The sequence below is a fragment of the Rhizobium sp. GN54 genome, from assembly GCF_021026345.1.
Classification (GTDB): Bacteria; Pseudomonadota; Alphaproteobacteria; order Rhizobiales; family Rhizobiaceae; genus Mycoplana.
On record NZ_JAJNCZ010000003.1, the window covers coordinates 314,647 to 339,418 of the forward strand.

Annotated in this window: 15 protein-coding genes and 1 riboswitch; of the genes, 5 read left to right on the plus strand and 10 right to left on the minus strand. The window is 67.4% G+C overall.

Going from position 1 to position 24,772, the window contains the following annotated elements:
- Window positions 1–27 precede the first annotated feature (27 nt).
- Window positions 28–8,517: a GH36-type glycosyl hydrolase domain-containing protein gene (locus LQK81_RS10775; protein WP_230806178.1), complete on the minus strand. Its 8,490-nt coding sequence runs from the start codon at window positions 8,515–8,517 to the stop codon at window positions 28–30.
- A 443-nt stretch (window positions 8,518–8,960) separates the two neighbouring features.
- A riboswitch (cobalamin riboswitch) is annotated at window positions 8,961–9,175 on the plus strand.
- 101 nt (window positions 9,176–9,276) lie between these two features.
- Here LQK81_RS10775 and LQK81_RS10780 point away from each other — a divergent pair.
- Window positions 9,277–9,492 carry a hypothetical protein gene (locus tag LQK81_RS10780; RefSeq protein ID WP_230806180.1) on the plus strand — a complete coding sequence of 72 codons (216 nt, stop codon included), beginning with the start codon at window positions 9,277–9,279 and terminating at the stop codon, window positions 9,490–9,492.
- A gap of 79 nt (window positions 9,493–9,571) precedes the next feature.
- Entirely contained in the window at window positions 9,572–13,360 is a 3,789-nt protein-coding gene (gene metH / locus LQK81_RS10785) for a methionine synthase (protein ID WP_230806182.1), read from the plus strand.
- A gap of 5 nt (window positions 13,361–13,365) precedes the next feature.
- Here the strand turns inward: metH and LQK81_RS10790 are convergent, their stop codons facing one another.
- Window positions 13,366–14,391: a YeiH family protein gene (locus LQK81_RS10790; RefSeq protein ID WP_230806184.1), complete on the minus strand. Its 1,026-nt coding sequence runs from the start codon at window positions 14,389–14,391 to the stop codon at window positions 13,366–13,368.
- Between the two features lie 71 nt (window positions 14,392–14,462).
- On the opposite strand from LQK81_RS10790, the gene LQK81_RS10795 reads away from it, so the two are divergent.
- The gene (locus tag LQK81_RS10795) at window positions 14,463–15,350 is read left to right on the plus strand and encodes a LysR substrate-binding domain-containing protein (RefSeq protein WP_330166544.1); all 888 of its coding nucleotides are present in this window, start codon (window positions 14,463–14,465) and stop codon (window positions 15,348–15,350) included.
- 19 nt (window positions 15,351–15,369) lie between these two features.
- Here LQK81_RS10795 and cobM read toward each other — a convergent pair whose 3' ends face one another.
- On the minus strand, window positions 15,370–16,131 hold the full coding sequence (cobM, locus tag LQK81_RS10800) for a precorrin-4 C(11)-methyltransferase (RefSeq protein WP_230806185.1): 762 nt from the start codon (window positions 16,129–16,131) through the stop codon (window positions 15,370–15,372).
- Window positions 16,132–16,216: 85 nt separating this feature from the next.
- Complete coding sequence (gene cbiE / locus LQK81_RS10805) at window positions 16,217–17,476, minus strand: precorrin-6y C5,15-methyltransferase (decarboxylating) subunit CbiE (protein ID WP_230806187.1); 1,260 nt, start codon at window positions 17,474–17,476, stop codon at window positions 16,217–16,219.
- On the opposite strand from cbiE, the gene LQK81_RS10810 reads away from it, so the two are divergent.
- Window positions 17,460–18,230: a cobalt-precorrin-6A reductase gene (locus LQK81_RS10810; RefSeq protein WP_230806189.1), complete on the plus strand. Its 771-nt coding sequence runs from the start codon at window positions 17,460–17,462 to the stop codon at window positions 18,228–18,230. The two genes, cbiE and LQK81_RS10810, sit on opposite strands and share 17 nt — an antisense overlap.
- Here LQK81_RS10810 and LQK81_RS10815 read toward each other — a convergent pair.
- The 6 genes from LQK81_RS10815 to LQK81_RS10840 form a co-directional block, all read right to left on the minus strand.
- Complete coding sequence (locus tag LQK81_RS10815; protein WP_230806191.1) at window positions 18,194–18,958, minus strand: precorrin-3B C(17)-methyltransferase; 765 nt, start codon at window positions 18,956–18,958, stop codon at window positions 18,194–18,196. The two genes, LQK81_RS10810 and LQK81_RS10815, sit on opposite strands and share 37 nt — an antisense overlap.
- Entirely contained in the window at window positions 18,955–19,692 is a 738-nt protein-coding gene (locus tag LQK81_RS10820; RefSeq protein WP_230806194.1) for a precorrin-2 C(20)-methyltransferase, read from the minus strand. Before LQK81_RS10820 ends, LQK81_RS10815 begins: the two co-directional genes overlap by 4 nt.
- The gene (locus tag LQK81_RS10825; RefSeq protein ID WP_230806196.1) at window positions 19,689–20,321 is read right to left on the minus strand and encodes a precorrin-8X methylmutase; all 633 of its coding nucleotides are present in this window, start codon (window positions 20,319–20,321) and stop codon (window positions 19,689–19,691) included. Before LQK81_RS10825 ends, LQK81_RS10820 begins: the two co-directional genes overlap by 4 nt.
- A complete protein-coding gene (cobG, locus tag LQK81_RS10830; protein WP_230806198.1) occupies window positions 20,318–21,709 on the minus strand; it encodes a precorrin-3B synthase in 1,392 nt (463 codons plus the stop codon). Before cobG ends, LQK81_RS10825 begins: the two co-directional genes overlap by 4 nt.
- Window positions 21,706–22,488, minus strand: a complete 783-nt coding sequence (cobF, locus tag LQK81_RS10835; protein ID WP_330166545.1) for a precorrin-6A synthase (deacetylating) — start codon at window positions 22,486–22,488, stop codon at window positions 21,706–21,708. The genes cobG and cobF overlap by 4 nt, the downstream gene beginning before the upstream one ends.
- Window positions 22,489–22,621: 133 nt before the next feature.
- Window positions 22,622–23,446: an AraC family transcriptional regulator gene (locus LQK81_RS10840; RefSeq protein WP_230806199.1), complete on the minus strand. Its 825-nt coding sequence runs from the start codon at window positions 23,444–23,446 to the stop codon at window positions 22,622–22,624.
- Between the two features lie 121 nt (window positions 23,447–23,567).
- Here LQK81_RS10840 and LQK81_RS10845 point away from each other — a divergent pair, with 121 nt between their 5' ends.
- The gene (locus tag LQK81_RS10845; RefSeq protein ID WP_230806201.1) at window positions 23,568–24,764 is read left to right on the plus strand and encodes an MFS transporter; all 1,197 of its coding nucleotides are present in this window, start codon (window positions 23,568–23,570) and stop codon (window positions 24,762–24,764) included.
- The last annotated feature ends 8 nt before the right edge of the window (window positions 24,765–24,772 follow it).

Genomic DNA, 24,772 nt, shown 5'->3' on the forward strand with positions numbered 1-24,772 from the left:
ACATGCCCCAATGTCTGAAATCCGAGCCTAGAGCGAATACTCTTCTTGTGGGCTCTTTATGACAGTTTCATTTATCTTCACGTCGATTTTGCCGTCGGCTTTGCGTTCCGCACGAATTTCGTGCTTGACGCCGTCAAGCGTGACCGTCGCGGAAAAACCGGACCAGTGCGAGGGGATCACCGGTTCGACCACGAGACGGCCGTTCTCCTTGCGGATGCCGAGCACGCCCTCGACGGCAGCCCGATAAAGCCAGCCGGCCGATCCCGTATACCAGGTCCAGCCGCCCCTGCCCTTGCGCTCGCCCTCGCCATAGACGTCGGCCGCGACCACGTAGGGCTCGACGCGGTAAGTCTCGATCGCCTCCGGAGATTGCCCGTGCTTGATCGGGTTCAGCATGTTCAGGCAGTTCCAGGCGTCGTCCGCCCGGCCCTGCACCGCCAGCGCCATCACCACCCAGGCAGCGGCATGCGTGTACTGGCCGCCGTTCTCGCGCACGCCCGGCGGATAGGCCTTGATGTAGCCCGGATCCTGCTGGCTGTCTGCGAAGGGCGGCGTGAACAGCTTGATGATCCCCGTCTCGCTGTCGGCGAGCTCGGCCAGCACCGCGTCCATGGCGAGCCGTGCCCGCTCCTCGTCGCCTTCGCCGGAAAGAACGCTCCACGACTGCGCGATCGAATCGATGCGGCACTCGGCGTTGCCCTGTGAACCGAGCGGACTGCCGTCGTCGAAATAGCCGCGCCGATAGTGGGCGCCGTCCCAGCCGGCCGATTCCAGCGCCGCCTTGAGCGTCTCCAGATGCTCGAGCCAGACGCGGGCGCGATGGTTGTCGCCGCGCTCGCGTGCAATCGGCGCGAAAGCACGCAGCGTGCCGGCCAGGAACCAGCCGAGCCAGACGCTCGTGCCCTTGCCGGCCTCGCCGACGCGGTTCATGCCGTCGTTCCAGTCGCCGGCGAGGATCAGCGGCAGGCCGTTTTCGCCCGTCCGCCGGATGGCGAGGTCGAGCGCGCGGGCGCAATGCTCGTAGAGCTCCGCCTCTTCCGCCGAACGGCCGGGCTTGAAGAACGAATCGTGCTGCCCCTCCGCAAGCGGCGGCCCTTCGATGAAGGTCAGCTTCTCGCTGAGGATCGCATGGTCGCCGGTCGACCCGCAGTACTGGGTGACCGCATAGGCCAGCCAGACGACGTCGTCCGAAATCATCGTCCGTACGCCCGCTCCCGTTTCCTGCAGCCACCAGTGCTGGACGTCGCCCTCCTGGAACTGCCGCGATGCCGCGTTCAGGATCTGCTTGCGGGCAAGTTCCGGCCGATGCGTCAGGAAAGCCAGCGTGTCCTGCAACTGGTCGCGGAAGCCGAAGGCCCCGCTCGCCTGGTAGAAGGCGGCCCGGGCCAGCACCCGGCAGCCGAGACTCTGGTAGGGAAGCCACGTATTGACCATCAGGTTCAGCGCCGGATCGGGCGTCTCGACCTGCAGTGTGCCGGTGAACTCGCCCCAGAAACCGCGCATCTTCGCAAGAGCCGCATCGATCGATGCCGAGACGGCCTCGCCGGCCAGCGCGCTCGCTGCCTCGGCGTTGTCGCAGTCGCCGAGCACGAACAGGATCTCCTTTTCCTCGCCGGGCTGCAGCTTGAAGTCCGTCGCGAGCGCCGCGCACGGCGCCCCGTTGCTTTCCATCGTGGCAGACAGGCCGGCACCGGACGAAAGCACCGCCGGCATGACGATGTCTCCCTGTCGGCCGATGAACTCGCGCCGGCTCGCCGTGACGCCGGCGAGCTTGCCGTTCGTGGCGAAGAAGGCGACACGGCCCGTATAGTCGAGGCTGTAGGGGTTCGTCGCAAGGATCGCCCCGCTCGCCTCGTCCTGGCTGCACAGGACGAACGGTGCCGTCTTGGCCGGATTGTTGCCGAGCACCCATTCGACATAGCCATAGGCCGACAGGTTGCGCGCCGACTTGCCGGTGTTGCGCACGATCAGGCGCGAATACTTCACCGGACGCTCGGAATCGACCGTCTGCACGAGATCCAGCTCCAGCCCGCCCGATGCGGACCGGAAGGCGGAATAGCCGAGGCCATGCCAGGCCTCGAACAGGACGGACGGATCACGCGACAGGCCGGCGAAGGGAACGTGCACCGCCCCGCTGTCGCGGTCCTTGACGTAGAAGGCCTCGCCCGGGCGGTTGATGACCGGGTCGTTGGTCCACTGGGTGACCTGGTAGTCGCGCGAATTGCGGCTCCAGGTGAAGGCCCCGCCTTCGGCTGCGACGTGGAAGCCGAAGTGCTCGTTGGCGATCACGTTGATCCACGGATGCGGGGTTCCCTCGCCGCCGCGGACCTTGACGACATATTCGCGCCGCGCCGCGTCGAAGCCGCCATAGCCGTTCCAGAAGGCCAGGTCGCCGCCGTCGATCGCCGCGGGTTGCCCCTTGGGCCCTGCAGCGGGGGCGGGCGCGGCATGCCGCGCCTCTTCCGCTGCGGCAACGGCCGGTGTGGCGAAGATAGAGATGGCACGCTCGATCTGGTCGGACAGCGATCCGTTGCGCGCGTGGAAGACGGCACGTGCGGTCGCCAGCAGCGCCTGCCAGGTGGACACGTCCATCAGGTCGCGGCGGACCGAGAAAATGTGCTGCCGGATGCCGTCCGACTGGCCGCGCATCCTGAGGTTCTCGCACAGCTGCTCGAGCGTGTGCTGCATGTCCTGTGCGTAGGACGACGCCTTCTCGTTGAGGATCACGAGATCCGCCAGCACGCCGCGATGGCGCAGGTATTCCTGCGCCCGCAGCGCCTCGCGGGCGATCTCCAGGTCGGCATCGTCGTTGATGCGCAGAACGTAGATCGGGAAATCGCCCGAGATCGCCAGCGGCCACAGCGCCGACTGCGAGGCAAGGCCCGCCTGGACGGTGGCAGCATCCGCGCGCAGGTGCATGTCGGGATAGACGAGATAGCGGCCGAGCGCCTGGAAGCTCGCCGCCTCCTGCGAGGTGACGCCGATATGGCGCAGATGGACCTGCGAACGCGTCCATGCGTGGATGAGTTCGTTGTTGAACGCCTCCGGGTGCCGGTAGCGGTCGATCGCCCGGTCCAGCTCTTCCCGGCTGGGGGCGGCGATCGTCCAGAAGATCACCTTCACCTTCTTGCCGGCCGGCACGCGCACGACGCGGCGCAGCGACACGATCGGATCGAGCGTGAAGCCGTCCGTGCCTGAAAGCTGCGCCCCCGGCTCGAAGGCTGCGGCAGTGGTGAGGCTGCGGCCGCGGCCGATGAAGTTCCGCCGGTCGGTCTCGACCTCCGTCCGGCGCGAGCCGGCGTTGTCGACGATCAGGTGCGCCACGCACATATCCGGATCGCCCGGGCTGCGCTTGTTGCGCAAGATGCGCACGACGTCACCGCGGCGGCCGATCTCGGTCTTGAGGAACATGCGCGCAAACAGCGGATGCGCCGTGTCGGTATCGTCCGTCGTGACCACCGGCTCCATGTAGGAGGTCACTTCGATGAAGCGGTCCTCGGCGCCAGTGTTCAGCAGCGTCAGCCGCCGCCCTTCGGCGTCGTGCTCGGTGGCGACGATGCACTCCAGTTCGCTCGAAAGCGTCCCGACGGTCTTGATGAATTCCGCCTTGTCGTCGCTGAACTGGGTCTTCGCCTCCTCACCCTCGGCGCGCTTGGGCTCGACCGTCGTCGACCACCATTCGTTCGTGGCCGTGTCGCGCAGGAAGACGAAGGTGCCCCAGCGGTCTTCCGCCGGATCGGGCTTGAAGCGGGTCACCGACTGGCCGTTCCAGTGCGCGTAGCCGGAGCCGGTCGCCGTCAGCATCACCGAATAGTGGCCGTTGGAGAGGAAAGCCGCCTCCCGGTCTTCCGACACCGGATCCTTGATGACGCGGACTTCGGGGCGCAGCAGGTCGGCCTGCGTGCTGCCGACCGTTTCCGGCTCGCGCTTGGTGTTGATGATCGGGATCTCGCGCGGCGCCTTCTCCTGCAGCAGCAGCTCGGCCGCCTCGATCACCGGGTCGGCATGGAAGCGCGCCCTGAGCGCGCCGTTGAAGGCGACGTTGGCGACGGCTGCGATCGACATGCCGTGGTGGTGGGCCATGTAGTTGTGCACGACCGCGCAGCGCTTGCCCTCGGGCACGCGCGTCGGCGTGAAGTCGACCGCGTCGTGGAAGCCGTAGATGCCGAGCGCGCCGAGCTTGCGCAGCTCGTTCAGGTTGTCGAGGGCGGCCTTCGGCGCATATTGCGTCGCCAGCAGCGAGGCATAGGGCGCGATCACGGCATTCTGGCCGAGGCCGCGCTTCAGGCCCAGCGTGGGCACGCCGAAGTTGGTGTACTGGTAGTTCATGTCGTGGTCGCGGGCGTTGAACGCCGCTTCCGAGATGCCCCACGGCGTGCCGAGGCGCCGGCCGTGGTTCTGCTGTTCCTTGACGATCAGGTTGTTGGTCTGGTTCAGGATGCCGCCCTGCGGCTCCTGCATGACCAGCGGCGGCATCAGGTACTCGAACATCGAGCCGGACCAGGAGACGAGCGCGCCGCGCGAACCGATCGGCACGACCGGGCGGCCGAGCTTGTGCCAGTGCTCCGTCGGCAGGTCGCCCTTGGCGATCGCAAACAGGCTGGTCAGGCGCGCCTCGGAGGCGAGCAGATCGTAGCAGGCCTCGTCGAGCTCGTTGGTCTCGACCCGGTAGCCGATCGACAGCAGCCGCCGTTCGGGCCGGAACAGGAAGCCGAAATCCATCGAGAACGCGATGTCGCGGGTGCGGTCGCGCAGCACGACGAGCCGCTGGCGCAAGGCCTCGATGCTGCCGAGGTCGAACATGCTGTCGGCGATGTGCCCTTCGCAGCTGGCCACCAGCGCATTCGCCCACTTCACCACTTCCGCGCTCTGCGCGCTCTTGATCTCATGGTCGAGGTTGGCGATCAGCTTGCCGATGTCGCGGGCCAGCACGCCGAGATTGATCACGCGGATCGAGGCGAACTCGTGCTCGCGCTTAACCGCGGCGAGCGCATTATGAAAACCGGCGATCTGCTCCTCGAGAAGCCGGCGCAGCGGGCGCACGGTCTTGCGGTCGTCGGGCAGTTCGGCCAGCACTTCCGACAGGATCGAGGCTGCGTCGCCGATACCGTCGAGGCTGCCGCGCAGATGCGCCGACGGCGCCTCCGCCCATTCCCGGCAGACCGAAGAGACGGCGATCAGGTGACCCGCGAGATTGCCGCTGTCCACCGCCGAGACATAGCGCGGCCCGAGCGTCTCCAGCGTGTTGGTGCGATACCAGTTGTAGAGGTGGCCGCGGAACTTCGGCATGCTGTCGATCGTCGAGACCGTCTCCTCGAGGCGGCGCACCGTCTCCTCGAAGCCGATCCAGCCGAAGTCGCGCGCGGAAACCACCGACAGCAGGTAGACGCCGATGTTCGTCGGCGAGGTACGCTCGGCGAGCATCGGCTGCGGCGTTTCCTGGAAATTGTCGGGCGGCAGGAAATGCTGCTCGGCGGTGACGAATTCCTCGAAGTAGCGCCAGGTGCGCCTTGCGATCTTGCGAAGCTCGGTCACGACGCCCTCGGGCACGACCAGTTGGTCCTCGGTCTCCGCCGACTGGCTGACGTACCAGGCGATCGCCGGCGAAAGGATCCAGATCGCCGCAAAGGGGACGGCGATGAAGGGCAGGCCGGTCTTGGAGAACAGCGCCAGGCCGACGGCAACCAGGGCCAGTGCCGGCGCCTGCCACATGTCGCGGTAGTATGACCAGATGCCGCCGCCGGACGAGCTGTGCACCTGGGCGGCCGTCCGCCATTCGAGCATGTGTTTGCGGCTGAAGAACATGCGGTAGAGCGAGCGGATCGTGGCGTCCGCCATCATCGCCGCCTGGTGGGCGATGAAGACGATGCGCAGCGCCACCTGCGCATTGGCCGCGCGGATGTCGGAGAGGATCGTCTGCAGGTGGGCGCGGGCGACGATGTCGCTACGGCGCGGCACGGCGCCGGTGAACAGCGACAGCGTGGGCGCGACGAACAAGAGGAAGATCAGCACGAGCTGCCAGATCAGCGCCTGGCGCGGCTCCATGTAGTACCAGCCCATGACGGAGGCCACGAGCCAGCAGATCGGGATCAGGCAGCGGCGGAGGTTATCGTACATCTTCCACCGGCCGAGCATGGAAACCCCGCTGGACGGCTTGAAGATATAGGGCAGCAACTGCCAGTCGCCGCGCGCCCAGCGATGCTGGCGCGAGTTCTCGACCTCGTAGCGGATCGGGAAATCCTCGACGAATTCCACGTCGGTGACGAGCGCGCAGCGCGCATAGGAGCCTTCCAGAAGGTCGTGCGAGAGGATGGAGTTTTCCTCGATGCGGCCCTTCAGCGCCGCCTCGAAGGCATCGACGTGATAGAGGCCCTTGCCGGTAAACGTGCCCTCGTCGGTGAGGTCCTGGTAGACGTCGGAGACGGTGAAGACATAGGGGTCGACGCCCCGGTTCGCCGAAAAGATGCGCTGGAACGTCGAGGCCTCGTCGCCCGTCGTCAGCGACGGGGTGACGCGCGGCTGCAGGATGCTGTAGCCGGCGACGACCCGCTGGGTTTGCGGATCGATCAGCGGGCGGTTGATCGGGTGGTGGAGCTTGCCGACGAGATTGGTGGCCGCGTCGCGCATCAGGCGCGTGTCGGAATCAAGCGTCAGGACGTACTGGACGTTTTCCGGGACGGCGTTGGCGCCGGGCAGGAAACTGGTGTCGCCGTCGCCGCGCAGGAGCAGGTTCAGCTCGTGCAGCTTGCCGCGCTTGCGCTCCCAGCCCATCCACACGCCTTCCTGCGGATTGAACTGGCGCCGGCGGTGCAGCAGGTAGAAGCGCGTGCGGCCGTCATAGGCATAGCGTGCCGAAAGCAGCGCGATCTCGCGCTTGGCGTATTCGAGGACCTCGAGATCCTCCGGCGTCTCCTCGGCCTTGCTGTCGACCCAGTCGCTGACGAGCGAGAAATAGATCTCGCCACGCGGATTGGCGAGGTAGTGAACCTCGAGGTTACGCACCAGTTCGTCGACATGGTCGCGCTTGGAGATCAGGCAGGGGACCGCGACGAGCGTGCGTGCCTCCTCCGGAATCCCCTCGCGCAGCTCGTAGCCCACCAGCCGCGTCGGCTTCACGCAGAGGGTGACGAGCGTGTTGTAGAGCCCGACGGCGCCCTCCGAGGCGGGCACGGCGAACAGGACCAGCATGATCAGCCAGGCGCCGTTCGGAATGTCCATCTGGTCGAGGAAGTAGTAGACCCCGACCATGGCCAGCAGCGTCAGCAGGATCACAGGCCCGGCGATGGCGAACCAGTCGAGCGAGCGGCTGAAGCGCACGATGCGCTGCAGGATGGAGGGGCGGTAGCCGATCCGCTTTTCCAGGATGTCGCGCTTCTTGCCGACCAGGTAGCTGCCGACATTGGCCTCATGCGCACCGGCGACGTTACCCGCCGCCATGTCCTCGGCGGTCATGGCGAGCGCCAGCTGCGTCACCTCCAGCTCCGTCTTGCCGGAGCGGCGGGCCATCTTCTCGATCGTATCGCGGTAAGCGTTGCGCGAGCCGAAATCGAGCTCGGTATAGTCCGAGCCCTCGCGCAGCGCCGCATCGAGGCGGCTGACGCTTTCGACCCAGACCGGCCATTCCGTATCGTCGATCGTGCGCAGCCCCTTGATCAGGTTGCTCATCGTGACATTGCCGGAGGAAAGCCGGTTCTGCTCGGCGACGAGGACCTCTTCCAGGTCGGTCCCGCGCGCCTCGATCTGTTTTTCCAGCCACTGGATCGCCGCGCCCGATGCCTGCAGCCCGTCACGCAGACGATAGAGCAGCTGGGCGACGAAGGTGTTGTCGGCGACGAGATGCTCGATCTCGCGCAGGATCACGATGCTCTTTTCCGGGTCGTTCTGGCGGATCAGCTCGTCGGCCACCTCATTCGCCTTGCGGCGCATCCCGCGCGAACGCTCGACACGGCTGGAAATGCGCCGCAGGTTTTCGATCAGGATAAAGCGGACAATCGACGGCAGCGCCCAGAGTTCGCCGATCTTGAAGGCCTCGGCCTTCTGGAACCCTTCCACGATCGCCGTCAGGCTCTCGCGCGAGACGCTGCTCTGGGTATGGGCGACGTAGAGCCAGCCGAGCGCGAGCGTCCGCGGGATCTCGACCTCGCCGACCTTCATCGTCGGCAGCTGACGGTAGAAACGGCGCGGGAAGTCGCGGCGCACTTCCTGGATCGCCTCCTCGACGACGTAGTAGTTGTCGAGCAGCCATTCCGCCGCCGGCGTGATCGTCGCGCCGGCTTCGACGTCGCGGGCCGTTGTCTGGTAGACCCGGAGGATTTCCTTCTCGTTTTCCCGGTGGCGGGCGCGGAAGTCGAACGGCGTGAAGCCCGGCAGCGAATTCGCGCCGTTCCGCGCCAGATCCTCACCGCAGGCACTCAGCTCCTCGAGGGTGAAATAGGTATCCCGGATCGAATCATTGTAGTCGATCTGCTTGGATTCCGTCTCGCGCGACGAGGTCTGTGGTCGGTTGTGAAGGGACATCAGCTTTTTTCTGTTTTTCGAGCAGGGTTGGTGGATCCGGCCGCGGCCGGACTTACGTTCGGCAGGCAGGGATCATCCGAGCGGACTTGTGCAACAGGACGGCGTCATGCGTTCCTCCGTACGACCCCGTCAGCGGATTCCATGCGCACGAAAATGCGCCCTCGATCGACGGGCGGCATGTAACGGGCGGCAGGGTCTTCTCCCGCTTCTGCGTGGCGCATGAAAACGGCTTTCTTTAGCCGCAATGGCAGGCTGTTGCAACAGAACTGGAAGGCAGGGGCAAGGCGACTCCAACAATATCAAGGCCATGAGATACCACCCTTGGCCTACGTGACCAGCGGTGAACGGGACCTGAACGCGGCGCATCCGGCAAGGGTTCCATGCCCGTATCCAATTCCGTCGATAACCCGCCCGCCTGCGTTGACATCGCCGTCGCCTTCGGGCCACCTTGCGGCCATCAGGGTTCTTCCGAATCGTTCGCGACGAGGAAGCGAAGAGGGAAGCCGGTGCGATGGGTAGCCATCCATTCCGGCGCTGCCCCCGCAACTGTAGGCGGCGAGCTGCTGTCCCCCATGCCACTGGCACGTTTCGTGCCGGGAAGGCCGGACAGAAGCAACGACCCGCAAGCCAGGAGACCTGCCCTGATGAACTCATAACGTCCATGGGCGGGGTGTCCCACGGGTGCGCTTGCTCCGCGTCAAGGCGGATCTCCAGCTTGCGTGCGTCCGGTCATCCCCCAATTCCAGATTGGGGAAAGTCATGCATGTCACCATCGAACAGAACACCTCGGGCTCCGGAAAGCCGGAATCCGTCTTCATCTCGTGGCTCCTCTGGCAGCCGCGCGGCGCCGATCTTCCGGCAGAGGCCCTGAAGGAACTCGTCAAGCTCGCACCCTACAGGGACCGCGATCCGGACATCGTCCGGCTCCGTTCGCTGTTCGAGCGGCTCGCGGGACGATCAGGCCGGCCGCACTGATTCCGCATAAAGACATATTGACATAAACATATCTTTATGTGATCTCCGATGCAGACATGCTGCATCGGAGGGCTTCGCCATGGCATCGGCCGACCTCGACGACCTTTTTGGTCCCGAACTACCACCCCGCAATGGCAAGGACATCGCCGATGCGCTACGCGCCGCCGCGCGCGAGCGCATCCTCGTTCTCGACGGCGCCATGGGCACCGAGATCCAGACGCTCGGCCTCGTCGAGGACGATTTCCGCGGCAGCCGCTTCGGCGAGTGCGCCTGCCATCAGCAGGGCAACAACGACCTCCTGACGCTGACCCAGCCGGCCGCGATCGAGGACATCCACTATCGCTATGCGCTTGCCGGCGCCGATATCCTCGAGACCAACACCTTTTCCTCCACCACGATCGCCCAGGCCGACTACGGCATGGAGGACATGGTCTACGAGCTCAACCGCGACGGTGCCCGCCTCGCCCGCCGCGCCGGCCTGCGCGCGCAGGAGAAGGACGGCCGTCGCCGTTTCGTCGCCGGCGCGCTGGGCCCGACCAACCGCACCGCCTCGATCTCGCCGGACGTCAACAACCCGGGCTACCGCGCCGTCACCTTCGACGACCTCAAGCTCGCCTATGCCGACCAGCTCCGCGGCCTCATCGACGGCGGCGCCGACATCATCCTGATCGAGACGATCTTCGACACGCTGAATGCCAAGGCGGCGATCTTCGCCACCCGCGAGGTCTTCGCCGAAAAGGGCATCGAGCTGCCGGTCATGATCTCCGGCACGATCACCGATCTCTCCGGCCGCACGCTGTCCGGCCAGACCCCGGAAGCCTTCTGGAATTCGGTCCGCCACGCCGACCCCTTCTCGATCGGGCTGAACTGCGCCCTCGGCGCCAATGCCATGCGCGCCCATCTGGACGAGATCTCGTCCGTCGCCGACACCTTCGTCTGCGCCTATCCGAACGCCGGCCTGCCGAACGCCTTCGGCCGCTACGACGAGACGCCGGAGCAGATGGCCGCCCAGATCGAAGGCTTCATGCGCGACGGCCTCGTCAACATCGTCGGCGGCTGCTGCGGTTCGACGCCGGCCCATATCGAGGCGATCGCCAGGGCCGCGGCCCGTCACGCGCCGCGTGCGATCCCGGACATTCCCCGCCACATGCGGCTGTCCGGGCTGGAACCCTTCACGCTCACCAAGGACATCCCCTTCGTCAATGTCGGCGAGCGCACCAACGTCACCGGTTCGGCGAAATTCCGCAAGCTCATCACCGCCGGCGACTATGCGGCCGCCCTCGACGTCGCCCGCGACCAGGTGGCGAACGGCGCGCAGGTGATCGACATCAACATGGACGAGGGCCTGATCGATTCGGAAAAGGCGATGACGGAGTTCCTGAACCTCGTCGCCGCCGAGCCGGACATCGCCCGCGTGCCGGTGATGATCGACAGCTCGAAATGGGAAGTCATCGAGGCGGGCCTGAAATGCACCCAGGGCAAGCCGCTGGTCAATTCGATCTCGCTGAAGGAAGGCGAGGAAGCCTTCCTGCACCATGCCCGGCTCGTGCGCGCCTATGGCGCTGCCGTCGTTGTCATGGCCTTCGACGAGACCGGCCAGGCCGACACGCAGCAGCGCAAGATCGAGATCTGCTCGCGCGCCTACCGGCTGCTCACCGAGGTCGCCGGCCTCGCTCCGGAGGACATCGTCTTCGACCCCAACATCTTCGCCGTCGCCACCGGCATCGAGGAGCACGACAACTACGGCGTCGATTTCATCGAGGCGACGCGGCAGATCGTCGGGACGTTGCCGCATGCGCATGTCTCCGGCGGCGTCTCCAACCTCTCCTTCTCCTTCCGCGGCAACGAGCCCGTGCGCGAGGCGATGCACGCCGTCTTCCTCTACCACGCCATCCAGGCCGGCATGGACATGGGCATCGTCAATGCCGGCCAGCTCGCCGTCTACGACACGATCGATGCGGATCTGCGCGAGGCCTGCGAGGACGTGGTGCTGAACCGGGCCCCCAAGGGTGGCGGCACCGCGACCGAGCGGCTGCTTGAGATTGCCGAGCGCTTCAAGGGCGCGGGCGGCAAGGAAGCGAAGGAGAAGGATCTCGCCTGGCGCGAATGGCCGGTCGAAAAGCGCCTGGAGCACGCCCTCGTCAACGGCATCACCGAATTCATCGAGGCGGACACCGAAGAGGCGCGCCGCGCCGCCGCCCGCCCGCTGCATGTCATCGAAGGCCCGCTGATGGCCGGCATGAACGTCGTCGGCGACCTGTTCGGCGCAGGCAAGATGTTCCTGCCGCAGGTGGTGAAGTCCGCCCGCGTGATGAAGCAGGCAGTCGCCGTGCTGCTGCCCTACATGGAAGAGGAAAAGCGCGCAAACGGCGGTGCTGTGCGCGAGAGCGCCGGCAAGATCCTGATGGCCACGGTCAAGGGCGACGTGCACGACATCGGCAAGAACATCGTCGGCGTCGTTCTGGCCTGCAACAACTACGAGATCGTCGACCTCGGCGTGATGGTGCCGGCAGCAAAGATCCTGGAGACCGCGAAAGCCGAGAACGTCGACATCATCGGGCTTTCCGGCCTCATCACCCCCTCGCTCGACGAGATGGTGCATGTGGCAAACGAGATGGAGCGCGAGGGCTTCGACATCCCGCTGCTGATCGGCGGCGCGACGACGAGCCGCGTCCACACCGCCGTGAAGATCCACCCGCGCTACGACCGCGGCCAGGCGGTCTATGTCACCGATGCCAGCCGCGCCGTCGGCGTCGTCTCCAGCCTCCTGTCGCCGGACGCGCGGCAGGGCTATGTCGAGACGTTGCAGGCGGAGTATCGCAAGGTGGCCGACGCCCATAGGCGGGCCGAGGCGGAAAAGCAGCGACTGCCGCTGGCCAGGGCCCGCGACAACGCCTTCAGGCCGGATTGGTCCGCCTACCGCCCGAAGACGCCTTCCTTCCTCGGCACCCGCGTGTGGCAGGACTGGGATCTGGCCGAGCTTGCCCGCTACATCGACTGGACGCCGTTCTTCCAGACCTGGGAACTGAAGGGCGTCTATCCGAAGATCCTCGACGACGAGAAGCAGGGCGCGGCCGCCCGCCAGCTCTTTGCCGATGCGCAGGCCATGCTGGAGAAGATCATCGCCGAGAAATGGTTTACCCCGAAGGCCGTGGTCGGCTTCTGGCCGGCCAACGCCATCGGCGACGATATCCGGCTCTTTCAGGACGACAGCCGCAGCCGGGAGCTCGCGACGCTCTTCACCCTGCGCCAGCAGCTTTCCAAGCGCGACGGCCGTCCCAACCTGGCGCTCTCGGACTTCGTCGCGCCGGCGGAGAGCGGCATTGCCGACTATGTCGGCGGCTTCGTCGTCACCGCCGGCATCGGCGAGATCGCGATCGCCGAGCGCTTCGAGCGCGCCAACGACGACTATTCGTCGATCCTGGTCAAGGCGCTGGCCGACCGCTTCGCCGAGGCCTTCGCCGAGCGCATGCACGAATTCGTCCGCAAGGAACTCTGGGGCTATGCCGCGGGGGAAACCTTCTCGCCCCAGGAACTCGTCGCCGAACCCTATGCCGGCATCCGGCCCGCGCCCGGCTATCCGGCCCAGCCCGACCACACCGAGAAGACGACGCTGTTCCGCCTGCTCGACGCGGAGAGAGAGATCGGCGTCCAGCTGACGGAGAGCATGGCCATGTGGCCCGGCTCCTCCGTCTCCGGCCTCTACGTCGCCTCCCCCGAGAGCTATTATTTCGGCGTCGCCAAGGTCGAGCGCGACCAGGTCGAGGACTATGCCCGACGCAAGGGCATGCCCGTTGCCGAGGTCGAGCGTTGGCTGGGGCCGGTGTTGAACTATGTCCCGGCACCGCTCGCAGCCGCCGCCGAGTAAACCCGTCAGGCCGGGCTGACCTGTAGCAGCAGGATCATCGCGTAGCTCGCCGCAAGCAGCGCCAGGAGCGACAGGAGCACGGTGGCGCTCACCCGCATCCCGGCCTGCATCACCTTGCGGATGTCCACGCTAAGCCCGAGGGCGGCCATGGCGATCACGGTCAGGGCACCGGATGCCGTGTTCATGGCGGTGGCCGCCGTCTCGCCGATCAGGCCGAAGGAGCGGGCCGCCAGCATCAGCAGGAACCCGACGATGAACCACGGGACGAGTCGGTGCAGCGGCGGCCGGCGGCGATCACCGCCGGCCCGGATCGCCGACACCAGCGACAGCAGCAGCACGACCGGCCCGAGCATCATCACGCGCACGAGCTTGACCAGCATGCCCATCTGCACGCTGACGGCCGAGACCGGGGCCGTCGCCGCGAAGACCTGCGGAACGGCATAGACGGTCATGCCGGCAAGGATGCCGTAATCCACGCCCGAAAGCTGCAGGACGGGCGCCAGCAACGGCAATAGCAGCACCGTCAGCACGCCGAGCACGGCGGTGAAGGCGATCGAGCAGGTCACATCGTCGGGCCGCGCCCGGATGACCGGCGCGGTCGCGGCGATCGCCGAATTGCCGCAGATCGAATTGCCGCAGGCGACGAGCACGGCCAGCCGCTTCGGCAGGCCGAGAAAGCGGCCGATGCCATAGCTGACCGCCAGCATGCAGAACACGACGAGTGCGATGCCGCCGAGCATTGCCGGCCCGATCGAGGCCAGCACCGCCGCGCTGATCCCGGAACCCAGCAGGACGATGGCGATCTCCAGAAAGTACTTGGCGGTGAAATCGATGCCGGGGTCGAAGAGATGAGGGCGCCTGAGCAGGAGGCGGGCAACCGCACCGAGGAGGATCGCCAGTACGAGCGCCTCGAGCCAGGCCTCACCTGCAAGCTGCCGCTCGGCGAGATCGCCCAGAAGCGCAAGACCGGCGATGGCCAGCGAGAGAAAGACACCGGGGGCATGGGCACGAAATGGAATGGCTTTGCTCATACACAGTCAATGATGGAAATTTATTGTGCAATCCATCGGTAAATAGGGTACGTTTCGTTCGATTTTATTGAATGATCGCCATGACACTGGAACAGCTCCGCATCTTCATCGCCGTCGCCGAACGCGAGCACCTCACCCAGGCGGCGCTGTCGCTGCACCTGACCCCATCGGCCGTCAGCTCCGCCATCCGCACGCTCGAGGAACGCTACTCGGTTGCCCTCTTTCATCGGACCGGGCGCCGGATCGAACTGACCGAAACAGGGCGCGCCTTCCTGACCGAAGCAAAGGCGACGGTCGCGCGCGCACGGGAAGCGGAGCTGTTCCTGGCGGAGGTCGGCGATCTGCGGCGGGGTTCGCTGACGCTGGCTGCCAGCCAGACCATCGCCAGCTATTGGCTGCCGCCGGTGGTGATGCGGCTGCACCAACGATATCCGGGTGTCGACCTGCGCGTCAGCGCCGCCAACACCGAACTCGTCGCCGCGGCCGTCATCGACGGCGCGGCAGAAATCGGTCTCGTGGAAGGTGCGGTTGATAGCCCGCTCCTGGCGCAGCGGGTCATCGCCCGCGATCGCCTTGTCGTCGTCGCCCTGCCGGAGCATCCGCTGGCACAACGCCGCGGTGTCGAGCGCGACGACCTTCTTGCCGCGCGCTGGGTGCTGCGCGAGGCGGGTTCGGGCACCCGCTCCGTCCTGACCTCTGCCCTGGACGCCAAACCGGGCCAACTGGCGGTGGAACTGACGCTTCCCTCGAATGAAGCAGTCCGCGCCGCCGTGCAGGCGGGCCCGTTTCTCGGGGCCCTGTCGGAACTGATCGTGCAGGCGGACATCGACGCGGGCCGGCTCGTGAAGCTCGACTTCACCCTGCCGGAGCGCCAGTTCCTGATGCTGCGCCATCGCGAGCGCCACCGCTCGAAGGCCTCTCTCGCCTTCGAGGACATGGCGACCGCGCCAGAGCGCTGACCGGCCTTACGTCAGCGCCTCAATCGCCCCGCCCGCGAAAACGCCGCTGGTAGGCCGGATCGTAAAGCGAGCTTTCGCGGAAGTCCTCGGCCGCGAGCGTCCGCCCGACGAAGATCAGCGCCGTGCGCTCGATCGGTTCCTCGGCGACCCTGGCGGCGATGTCCGCAAGCGTGCCGCGCACGATCCGCTCGTCCGGCCAGGACGCCTTGACCACGATCGCCACGGGGCAATCGCCGCCATAGAGCGGCGTCAGGTCCGAAACCACCTCATCCAGCGCATGGATGGCCAGATGGATCGCGAGCGTCGCCCCGGTTGCCCCGAAGCCCTGTAGCGTCTCCCGGTTCGGCATCGGCGAGGCGCGGCCGGAGACGCGGGTCAGCACCAGGCTCTGCGCCACCGCGGGGATCGTCAGTTCGCGTTTCAACGCCGCCGCCGCCGCTGCAAACGACGGCACGCCGGGCGTCAGCGTATAGTCGATGCCGAGCTTCTCCAGCCGGCGGATCTGTTCGGCAACCGCGCTCCAGACGGAGAGATCGCCCGAATGCAGTCGCGCCACGTCCTCGCCCGCCGCGGCCGCGCGCGCATATTCCGCCTCGATCTCGTCGAGCGACATCGGCGCGGTATCGACAATACGCGCGCCCGGCGGGCAATATTGCAGAAGCTCCGGCGACACGATCGAGCCGGCAAAGAGACAGACCGGGCAGCGGCCGATCAGGTCGCGCCCGCGGACGGTGATCAGGTCGGCGGCGCCCGGCCCGGCGCCGATGAAATGGACGGTCATTCTGTTTCCTCGATCCCTCTACCATGCCGATCCGGCCGGATCGCGCGCAGCCTTGTTCAAACGGCCGGCCCCCGGCCGTCGTCGATTATGCCTTCGCCGGCTTCGTCCAGCTCCATTGCGTCACCGGCATCGCCGGCCGCCAGCCGGTCATCTGTCCGACGGGAGCGGCGCGCGCAACGTCGATCCTCGTCAGCGAGCCGCCGAGCCGGGAATGGGCGGACAGGAGCACCGCCTCCATCTCCGTCGTCACCGCATTGGCGACCAGCCGGCCGCCCGGCTTCAATGCCGCGACCGCAGCCTCGAACACCCCGTCCTCGCTGCCGCCGCCACCGATGAAGACCGCGTCGGGCTCCGGCAGGCCGGCCAGCGCCGCGGGTGCGACCCCTTCGACCACCGTCAGGCCGGGCACGCCGAACCAGCCCGCATTCCGGGCGATCCGCGCCGCCCGCTCGGGCACGGCCTCGATCGCAGCCGCCCGCAACGACGGATCGGCCAGCATCCATTCGATGCCGATCGAGCCGGAGCCCGCGCCGATGTCCCACAACAACTCGCCGCGCCGCGGCGCCAGCGCCGAAAGCGTCAGCGCCCGCACCTCGCGCTTGGTGATCTGGCCGTCGTGCTCGAACAGCCCGTCGTCGAGCCCCGCCGTGAAAGGCAGGATACGGGCTTCCGCATCGGCGACCACCTCCACCGCGCAGACGTTGAGCATGTCGATGCCGTCGAGCGCCGCGCCGTCCGCCCGTTGCGTACGCACCCGTTCGCGCGGGCCGCCGAGCGCCTCGAGCACCGTCAAGGCCGACCGGCCGAATCCGACTTCGGAAACCAACCTCGCAAGCGCCTTCGGCCCGTCGCTGTCGGAGGTCAGGGCCAGGATGCGGGCGCCGGGATGCAGATGCGGCCGGATCAGGTCGACCGGCCGGCCGTGCAGCGACAAGCAGACCGTATCCTGCAGCGCCCAGCCCATGCGCGAGGCGGCGAGGCTGAAGGAGGAGGGCGCCGGCAGCACCGTCATCTCCGCGCGCGGAATCGCGCGCGACAGCGTGACGCCCACGCCGAAGAAATAAGGATCGCCCGATGCCAGCACCACGACCGGCCGGTTCCGCACGGCCAGCACCGCCTCGACGGAGCGCTCGAACGGGCTCAACCATCCCCGGCGATCCCCGGCGATCGCCGGCGATGCGAGCTCCAGGTGCCGCGCACCGCCGAAGACGATTTCCGCCTTTGCGATTGTCGCCTTGGCCGCGTCGGAAAGACCGGCTAGACCATCCTCGCCGATCCCGACGATGGTGAGCCAGGGGGCTGCGGCAGGCAAGGTGGACGGATCAGCCGTGGACAAGAAACGCATCCTCATTCTGGGCGGCACCGCCGAGGCCCGCGAACTTGCCGGCCGGCTGGCCGCGCGTGGCGATCTCGAGGTGACGCTGTCGCTTGCCGGCCGCACCCTCGACCCCGCGCCGCAGCCAGTCCCCGTCCGCACCGGCGGCTTCGGCGGCGCAGACGGGCTGGCCGGCTATCTGGCCGCACAGCAGATCGATCTCCTGGTGGACGCGACCCATCCGTTCGCGCGGCAGATCTCGGCCAATGCGGAACGCGCAGCCGAGCTTGTGGAAACGCCGATCCTCCGCCTGCAGCGCCCCGGCTGGCAAAAGGTCGAGGGGGACCGCTGGACGTGCGTGGCGACGCTTCAGGACGCGGTCGCAGCACTCGGCGAGGCGCCGATGCGGGTCTTCCTCGCGATCGGCCGGCAGGAGACGCATCACGTCAACGCCGCCCCCCAGCATGCCTATCTCGTCCGCAGCGTCGATCCCGTCGAGCCGCCGCTGACCGTGCCGCATGCCACTTATCTGCTTGCCCGCGGCCCCTTCACGGTCGACGACGAGATCGCGCTGCTGCGCGATCATCGCATCGACGCGCTCGTCTCCAAGAACAGCGGCGGCGCGGCGACCTATGCGAAGATCGCCGCTGCTCGTGTGCTGGGTCTGCCGGTGGTCATGGTCGAGCGCACCGCGAGCCGCGGTGTCGCCACGGCGGAAACGATAGACGGGATCCTGTCGCTGATCGATCATGTCGCCTCCGGCGGCAGGAAGCGCGGCGTATAGACGAGATCGGGCCGGCCCGCGCGGGCGATCACCCGCGTCTGCGCCGATCCGATGATGACGCAGGTGGCCATGTCCGCCCTCCCGGCATCCGCCTCGCCGAGCGGCATCACCAGCATCTGCTCGTCCGGCCGGCCGGCGGCGCGGCCGAACACCACCGGCGTTTCCGCCGGCAGCACCATACGCAGGATCTCGAACGCCTTGCCGAGCTGCCAGGGACGGGCCTTGCTGATCGGGTTGTAGAGCGCCGTCACCAGCCCGGCCTCGGCCACGAGGCGCAGCCGCGTCTCGATCACCGCCCAGGGCTTGAGGTTGTCCGACAGCGAGATCGCGCAGAAATCATGGCCGAGCGGCGCGCCGATCCGGGCGGCGACGGCCAGCATCGCGGTCACCCCGGGGACGACGACGAGATCGACTTCGCGCCATCCGGCGGGTCCCGCATCGATCGCCTCGCAGACCGCCGCCGCCATGGCGAAGACACCGGGATCGCCGCCGGAAACGACGCAGACGTTCACGCCCTCCGCCGCCCGCTGCAGGGCGGCCTGCGCCCGGTTCAGTTCCTCGCGATTGTCGGAGGCGACCTTCTTCTGGTCCGGCCGCAGCGACAGCCGATCGATATAGGGGAAATAGCCGAAGAACTCGCTCGAGGCTGCGACCGCCCGCGCCGCCTCCGGCGTCATCTGGTCCGGATTGCCGGGTCCGGTGCCGATCACGTGGAGCGTGCCGCTCATGACCTGCCGCTCCAGCCGGGGACGAGCACCAGCGAGAAATAGGGGGCGCTGTCGTCCAGCTTCTCCGACAGCCGCACCGCCCGGCTTTCCGGCATGGTGCCGCGCTCGACATAAATCGCCTCGACCAGCCGTCCCGAGGCAGTGAGCGCGCGGCGGATCTTCGGCAGGTTGCGCCCGACCTTCATGATGACGGCCGCCTGCGTGTCCGCCAGCCGGCGCGACATCTCGCCTTCGCCCAGGGTCCCTGGCAGCACCGAAAGCACGTCGTCGCCCTGCACGATCGGCAGGCCCGAGAGCGACCAGCAACCCGACATCGCGGTGATCCCGGGGATCACTTCGGTCGGAAAGCGATCCGAAAGACGCACATGCAGGTGCATGTAGGAGCCGTAGAACATCGGATCGCCCTCCGAGAGAATGGCGACCGTGCGGCCGGCCGAAAGATGCTCGGCGACCGCCGCGGCGGAGGCGTCGTAGAAGGCGGTGATCTGGTTCTTGTAGTCGTCGTGCTCCTTGTCGATCTCGACGGTCACCGGATAGTAGAGCGGAAGCTCGATCATGCCGGGCTTCAACAGCCCTTCGACAATCGCCCGGCCGTTGCCGGACCGGCCGGCCTTGGCGAAGTAGGCGAGCACGTCGGCCTCGCCGATCGCGCGCACGGCCTTCAGCGTCAGCAGCTCCGGGTCGCCCGGCCCCGTTCCCACGCCATAGAGGCGTCCTGTCGCAAGCCGGCTCACAGCCCTGCCCTCGCAAGCGAATTGAGCGCCGCCGCCGTCATCGCGCTGCCGCCCATGCGGCCGCGGACGATGGCGTAGGGCACCCCGTAGGAGTTCTCCGCCAGCGCCGCCTTCGATTCGGCCGCGCCGACGAAGCCGACCGGCATGCCGAGGATCGCAGCCGGCTTCGGCGCGCCGTCGCGCAAGAGTTCGAGCAGGTAGAACAGCGCCGTCGGGGCATTGCCGATGGCGACGACGGAACCGGCCAGCCGCTCCAGCCACAGCCGGATGGCGGCGGCGGAGCGCGAATTGCCGATCTCGCCGGCGATCCCGGGCGTACGCGGGTCGCGCAGCGTGCAGATCACCGCGTTGCCCGCCGGCAGCCGTGCCGCCGTCACCCCGCGGGCAACCATCTCCGCATCGCAGAAGATCGGCGCGCCGTCGCGCAACGCTGCTCGACCCGCCGCGACGAAATCGGTCGAAAACGCGATATGCGCTGCGGCCTCGACCAGCCCACAGGCGTGGATCATCCGCACCGCCACGTCCGTCTCGTCCTCCGAAAACCGGGCGAGGTCGGCCTCGGCGCGGATGATCGCGAAGGATTTCTCGTAGATGGCGTTGCCGTCCTTGATGTAATTGTAGTCTGTCATTGCCTGCCTTGCCGAACGATGTCGGCGATCGCCCCGGCTCCGAGCCGTTCGATCGCCTGCCGCACCGTCTCTCCCTTCAATCTCCGCTCGCGGACGAGCGCCGCGAGCCTTTCCATGGTCCTGCCGATCTCTTCAGCCGAAAGCGTCGCCAGTTCCCTGTCCCCGCTCCGGCCGTCGAACACCATCCCGATCCCGTCCGCCCGCCCGCACAGCGCGAGCACGGCCGGCGCCGGATGCGCGCAGCCCTTCGCGCATCCGGAAACGTGGACGGTCATCGCCCCATCCAAGAGGTCCGGCGCGCGCAAGACCAGTTGGTCGGCAACGGCCTTCGTGTCGAACGTCCCGGAGGCGCAGCCGGCGGCACCGGCGCAGACGGCGATCGCGTTGCCGGGCGCATCCGCCCGCGTCCAGAAGCCCGCCTCCCCGGCCAGCGCAGCCGCGGCATCCATCCTCGCGGCGGACAGGCCGAGGATCAGCAGCGCCCGGTGCGGCGACAGCCTGATCCCGGTCGCGCCGAGACTGGCAAGTCCGCGCATCAGGCCTTCGAGCGTGGCGGCATCCGTCGCGCCGTAGGGCAGGCCGATGCCCAGCACCGATCGCGTCCCGACCACATGACGGCCGACCGGCGACGGCGGAAACGCCGGCAGGACCGGAAAGTCCGCATCGACGGCGATGGTGCCAAGCGCGCCCCGCAAGGCCCCGGCATCCAGGTCGCGGCCACGCGCCGCCGGCCCCGTCCCGTCGAGCGCCCGGAGCACAGTGGCAAGTGCCGCAAGCGCATCCCTGTCCGCCACGGCGGCCACCGGCCGCGCCGAGCGCACGTCGCCACCGACCGAAAGCCGCCAGAACAGGTCCCCGCCCCGACGAACGGCGTCAAGCCGGATGTCTCCCACCATGTCGGCAAGGCTCAGCCGCCCGCCGCCGTCGACGACGATCGAGAGCTTCGGCGCCAGCCGCAGCCGCGACAACGGCCCGGCGATCGTCTGCCGGATCGCAGCCGCAAGCGGCGTCGCATCGGCAGCCTCGTCCGGATCGAGCCCGGACAGGGCCGGCGTCTCGACCGCGACACCGCGATGAAAATCGATGCCGGCATCGGCGAGCCCTGCCGCAAGCGGCTGGACCGTATCATCCTTCAGGCCACGAAGCTGCAGGTTGCCGCGGGCGGTGACCTCCAGCAGGCCGTTGCCATGGTCCGCGGCCAGTCGCGCAATCGCAATATAGTCGGCAGGGGCAAGACTCGGGCGCGCCGGGCGCAACCGCACCAAAAGCCCGTCGCCCGTCTGCATCGGGGTCGCAAGCGACGGGCAGGCGCCGCGGCGCAGGGAAGGAGTCGGCTGTGCCGCAGACGGCAGGCCATTTTCCGACGGGAGGGACGATGGCGTCGTCATACCTCGCCCTCCCCGGCCTCTCCCGGCGACCGGCGGATCAGGTAGGTGTCCATGATCCAGCCGTGCTCCGCGCGTGCCCGGCCGCGCATGTCGGAGATCGTCTCGGTCACATCGCCGAGCCGGCCGGAAACCGTGATCTCCAGCGGCGTGCCGAGATAGGCGCCCCAGTGGATCTCCGCCTCGGGATCGGCCACCGAGCGAAACGCCTCGACGCCGTCGAGCATGACGACGACATCGTCCGCACCATCAGGCCAGCCCTGCGAGAGCCGGCGCCCGGTGGTGATCTCCACCGGGCGGCCGATGCGGTTCAACGCGATCTTGCGGCTGGCGCACAGCGCCTGGATGCTGGTGATGCCGGGGATCACCTCGAGGTCGAAGGCCACGCGGCGGCCGGCGCGCACATGGTCGACGATGCGGATCGTGCTGTCGTAGAGCATCGGGTCGCCCCAGACGAGCAGGCCGATCGTGTCCTCCGGGCCGGATCGTTCGAGGATCAGGTCCTCGTAGATCCGCGCGATCGCATGGTGCCAGTCGTCGACGCCGTCGCCGTAGGGACCGTCCGTGCGCCGCCTCGGCACCGCGTATTCATGGATGCGGGTATCGGAACTGGTGAGGTAGCGTTCGCAGATGTCGCGGCGCATGTCGGCGAGGAAGGCCTTCTCCTCCCCCTTGGTCGGGATCAAAAGCACGTCTGCGCGGTTCAGCGCGTTGATCGCCTGAACGGTCATGTGCTCGGGATTGCCAGCGCCTATCCCGATGATCAGAATTGTCCTCGACACGTCCACTCCCCGTGCGGCCAGCGCTCCCGGTTGCGTCCCGATTTGGGTCCCGCAGATCCTTCCTAATCCCAAAGCGGCGCGAGGAACAGTGCCCTAGCGGCGGCGTCGGCCGGTCTTTTTGAGACGCATCGTCTCAGGCAGCCGCCTGGCGGGCGGTGAAATAGGTGCGCGGCGAGGCGCCGAGCATGCGCTTGAACATGGTGATGAAGGCCGCAACGCTCTCATAGCCGGCATCGAGCGCCACCGTCGTCACCGGCTCGCCGCGCGCAAGCCGCGGCATGCAGGCGAAGATGCAGGCCTGTTGCCGCCAGGTGGCGAAGCTGACCCCGGTCTCCTCGCGAAACAGGCGGGTGAACGAACGCCGGCTCATGTTCAGCCGTCCCGCCCAGTCGTCGATCTTGGCGCCGGGAATCGGGCGGTCGAGAAATTCGCGGCAGAGCGCGGCCAGCCGGTCACTGGCCGGGAACGGCAGGCCCAGCGGCTGCTCCGGCAGCCGGCCGATCTCGTCAACCAGCAGCGCCATCACCAGATCCTCCCGGCGGCCGTCGTCCTCCTGCCCCTTCAGCCGGATCGCCTCCGCCAGCAGATGGTGGGCGAGCGCGGAGACCTCCAGCACCGTCGGCGCTGCAGCCGCGGCCCGGCCGACGGGCGAAAGCACGTAGATCGAGCGCATGCTGACGTCGCTGTACATCTCCACAGAATGCTCGAGCCCCCGCGGGATCAGGAGCGCATGGCCCGGCGGGATCATCCAGCGCCCCCGCTTGGTCGAAACCACCACGACGCCGGCAAAGACGCACAGGACCTGCGTGCGCCGGTGGCTGTGGGGCGGCACGACATAGCCGCTCGGAACCTCGCTGCTATGCACCAGCACGTCCGCGTTGGACTGTTCCATCGACTGGAGATTGCGGATGTGCGCCTCGTCCAGGACGGACAGCACCGCAGGATCGAGCTTCTGCATCTTTGGCCCACTCGCGAAAGAAATGGACCACAGCACAAAAGCAGGCAGAACACAACCGCGCTATGGGACGCTTGAGCAAACACGCAACAATCCACTCAACACCAGTTTCGATCGAGGTCGTATGTCGACGGCAGTTCCCACCGCGCCGGCGCGCGCCGCACAGACCAGCTTTTCCATCATCGTCGCGGTCAGCGTCTGTCACATGCTGAACGACATCATGCAGTCGCTGCTGACGTCGCTCTATCCGCTCCTGAAGGACAACTATGCCCTGGATTTCGTCCAGATCGGCCTTCTGACCATGGCCTTCCAGGTCACCGCCTCGCTGCTGCAGCCGGTCGTGGGCCTGGTGACCGACCGCTGGCCGATGCCGTTCTCGCTGCCGCTCGGCATGGGCAGCACCTTCTTCGGGCTGTTCTTCCTCGCCTATGCCCATTCCTTCCCGGTCCTCGTGCTGGGCGCCTGCCTGATCGGCTTCGGCTCGGCGGTATTCCATCCGGAATCCTCGCGCGTCGCACGCGCCGCTTCCGGCGGCCGCCACGGCCTGGCGCAGTCGCTGTTCCAGGTCGGCGGCAATACCGGAACGGCCATCGGCCCGCTGCTCGCCGCCTTCATCGTCCTGCCTTTCGGACAGTCGAGCATCGCCTGGTTCACGGTGGTCGCCCTGCTCGGCATGGTGATCCTGACCTGGGTCGGCCGCTGGTATGCCGGCGAACGCATCCGTACGGCCCATCACGGCCCCGCCAGCCGCACCCTGCCCCTGCCGGGCGGCCGTGTCGCCTGGGCCCTGTTCATCCTGGTGCTGCTGACCACGACGAAGAACGTCTACATGTCCTCGATCAGCAGTTATTTCACCTTCTACACCATCGAGCGCTTCAGCCTGTCGGTGCAGGAAGCGCAGCTGATGCTGTTCCTCTTCCTCGGAGCGTCGGCCGCCGGCGTCTTCCTCGGCGGACCGATCGGCGACCGCTTCGGCGCCCGCTTCGTCATCTGGTTCTCGATCCTCGGCGTCATCCCGTTCGCCATGTTGCTGCCCTATGCGAACCTGTTCTGGACCGGCGTGCTGACCGTCGTCATCGGCCTGATCTTCTCGTCGGCCTTCTCCGCCATCGTCGTGTTCGCGCAGGAACTCGTTCCCGGTCGCGTCGGCCTGATCGCCGGGGTCTTCTTCGGCTTCGCCTTCGGCGCCGGCGGCCTGGGGGCCGCAGCCCTCGGCGTCTTCGCCGACAGCCACGGCATCGCATTCGTCTACCGGATCTGCTCCTACCTGCCGCTGCTCGGCATCCTCACCGTCTTCCTGCCGCGCATCCCGACGCGTTGAGGACGGGA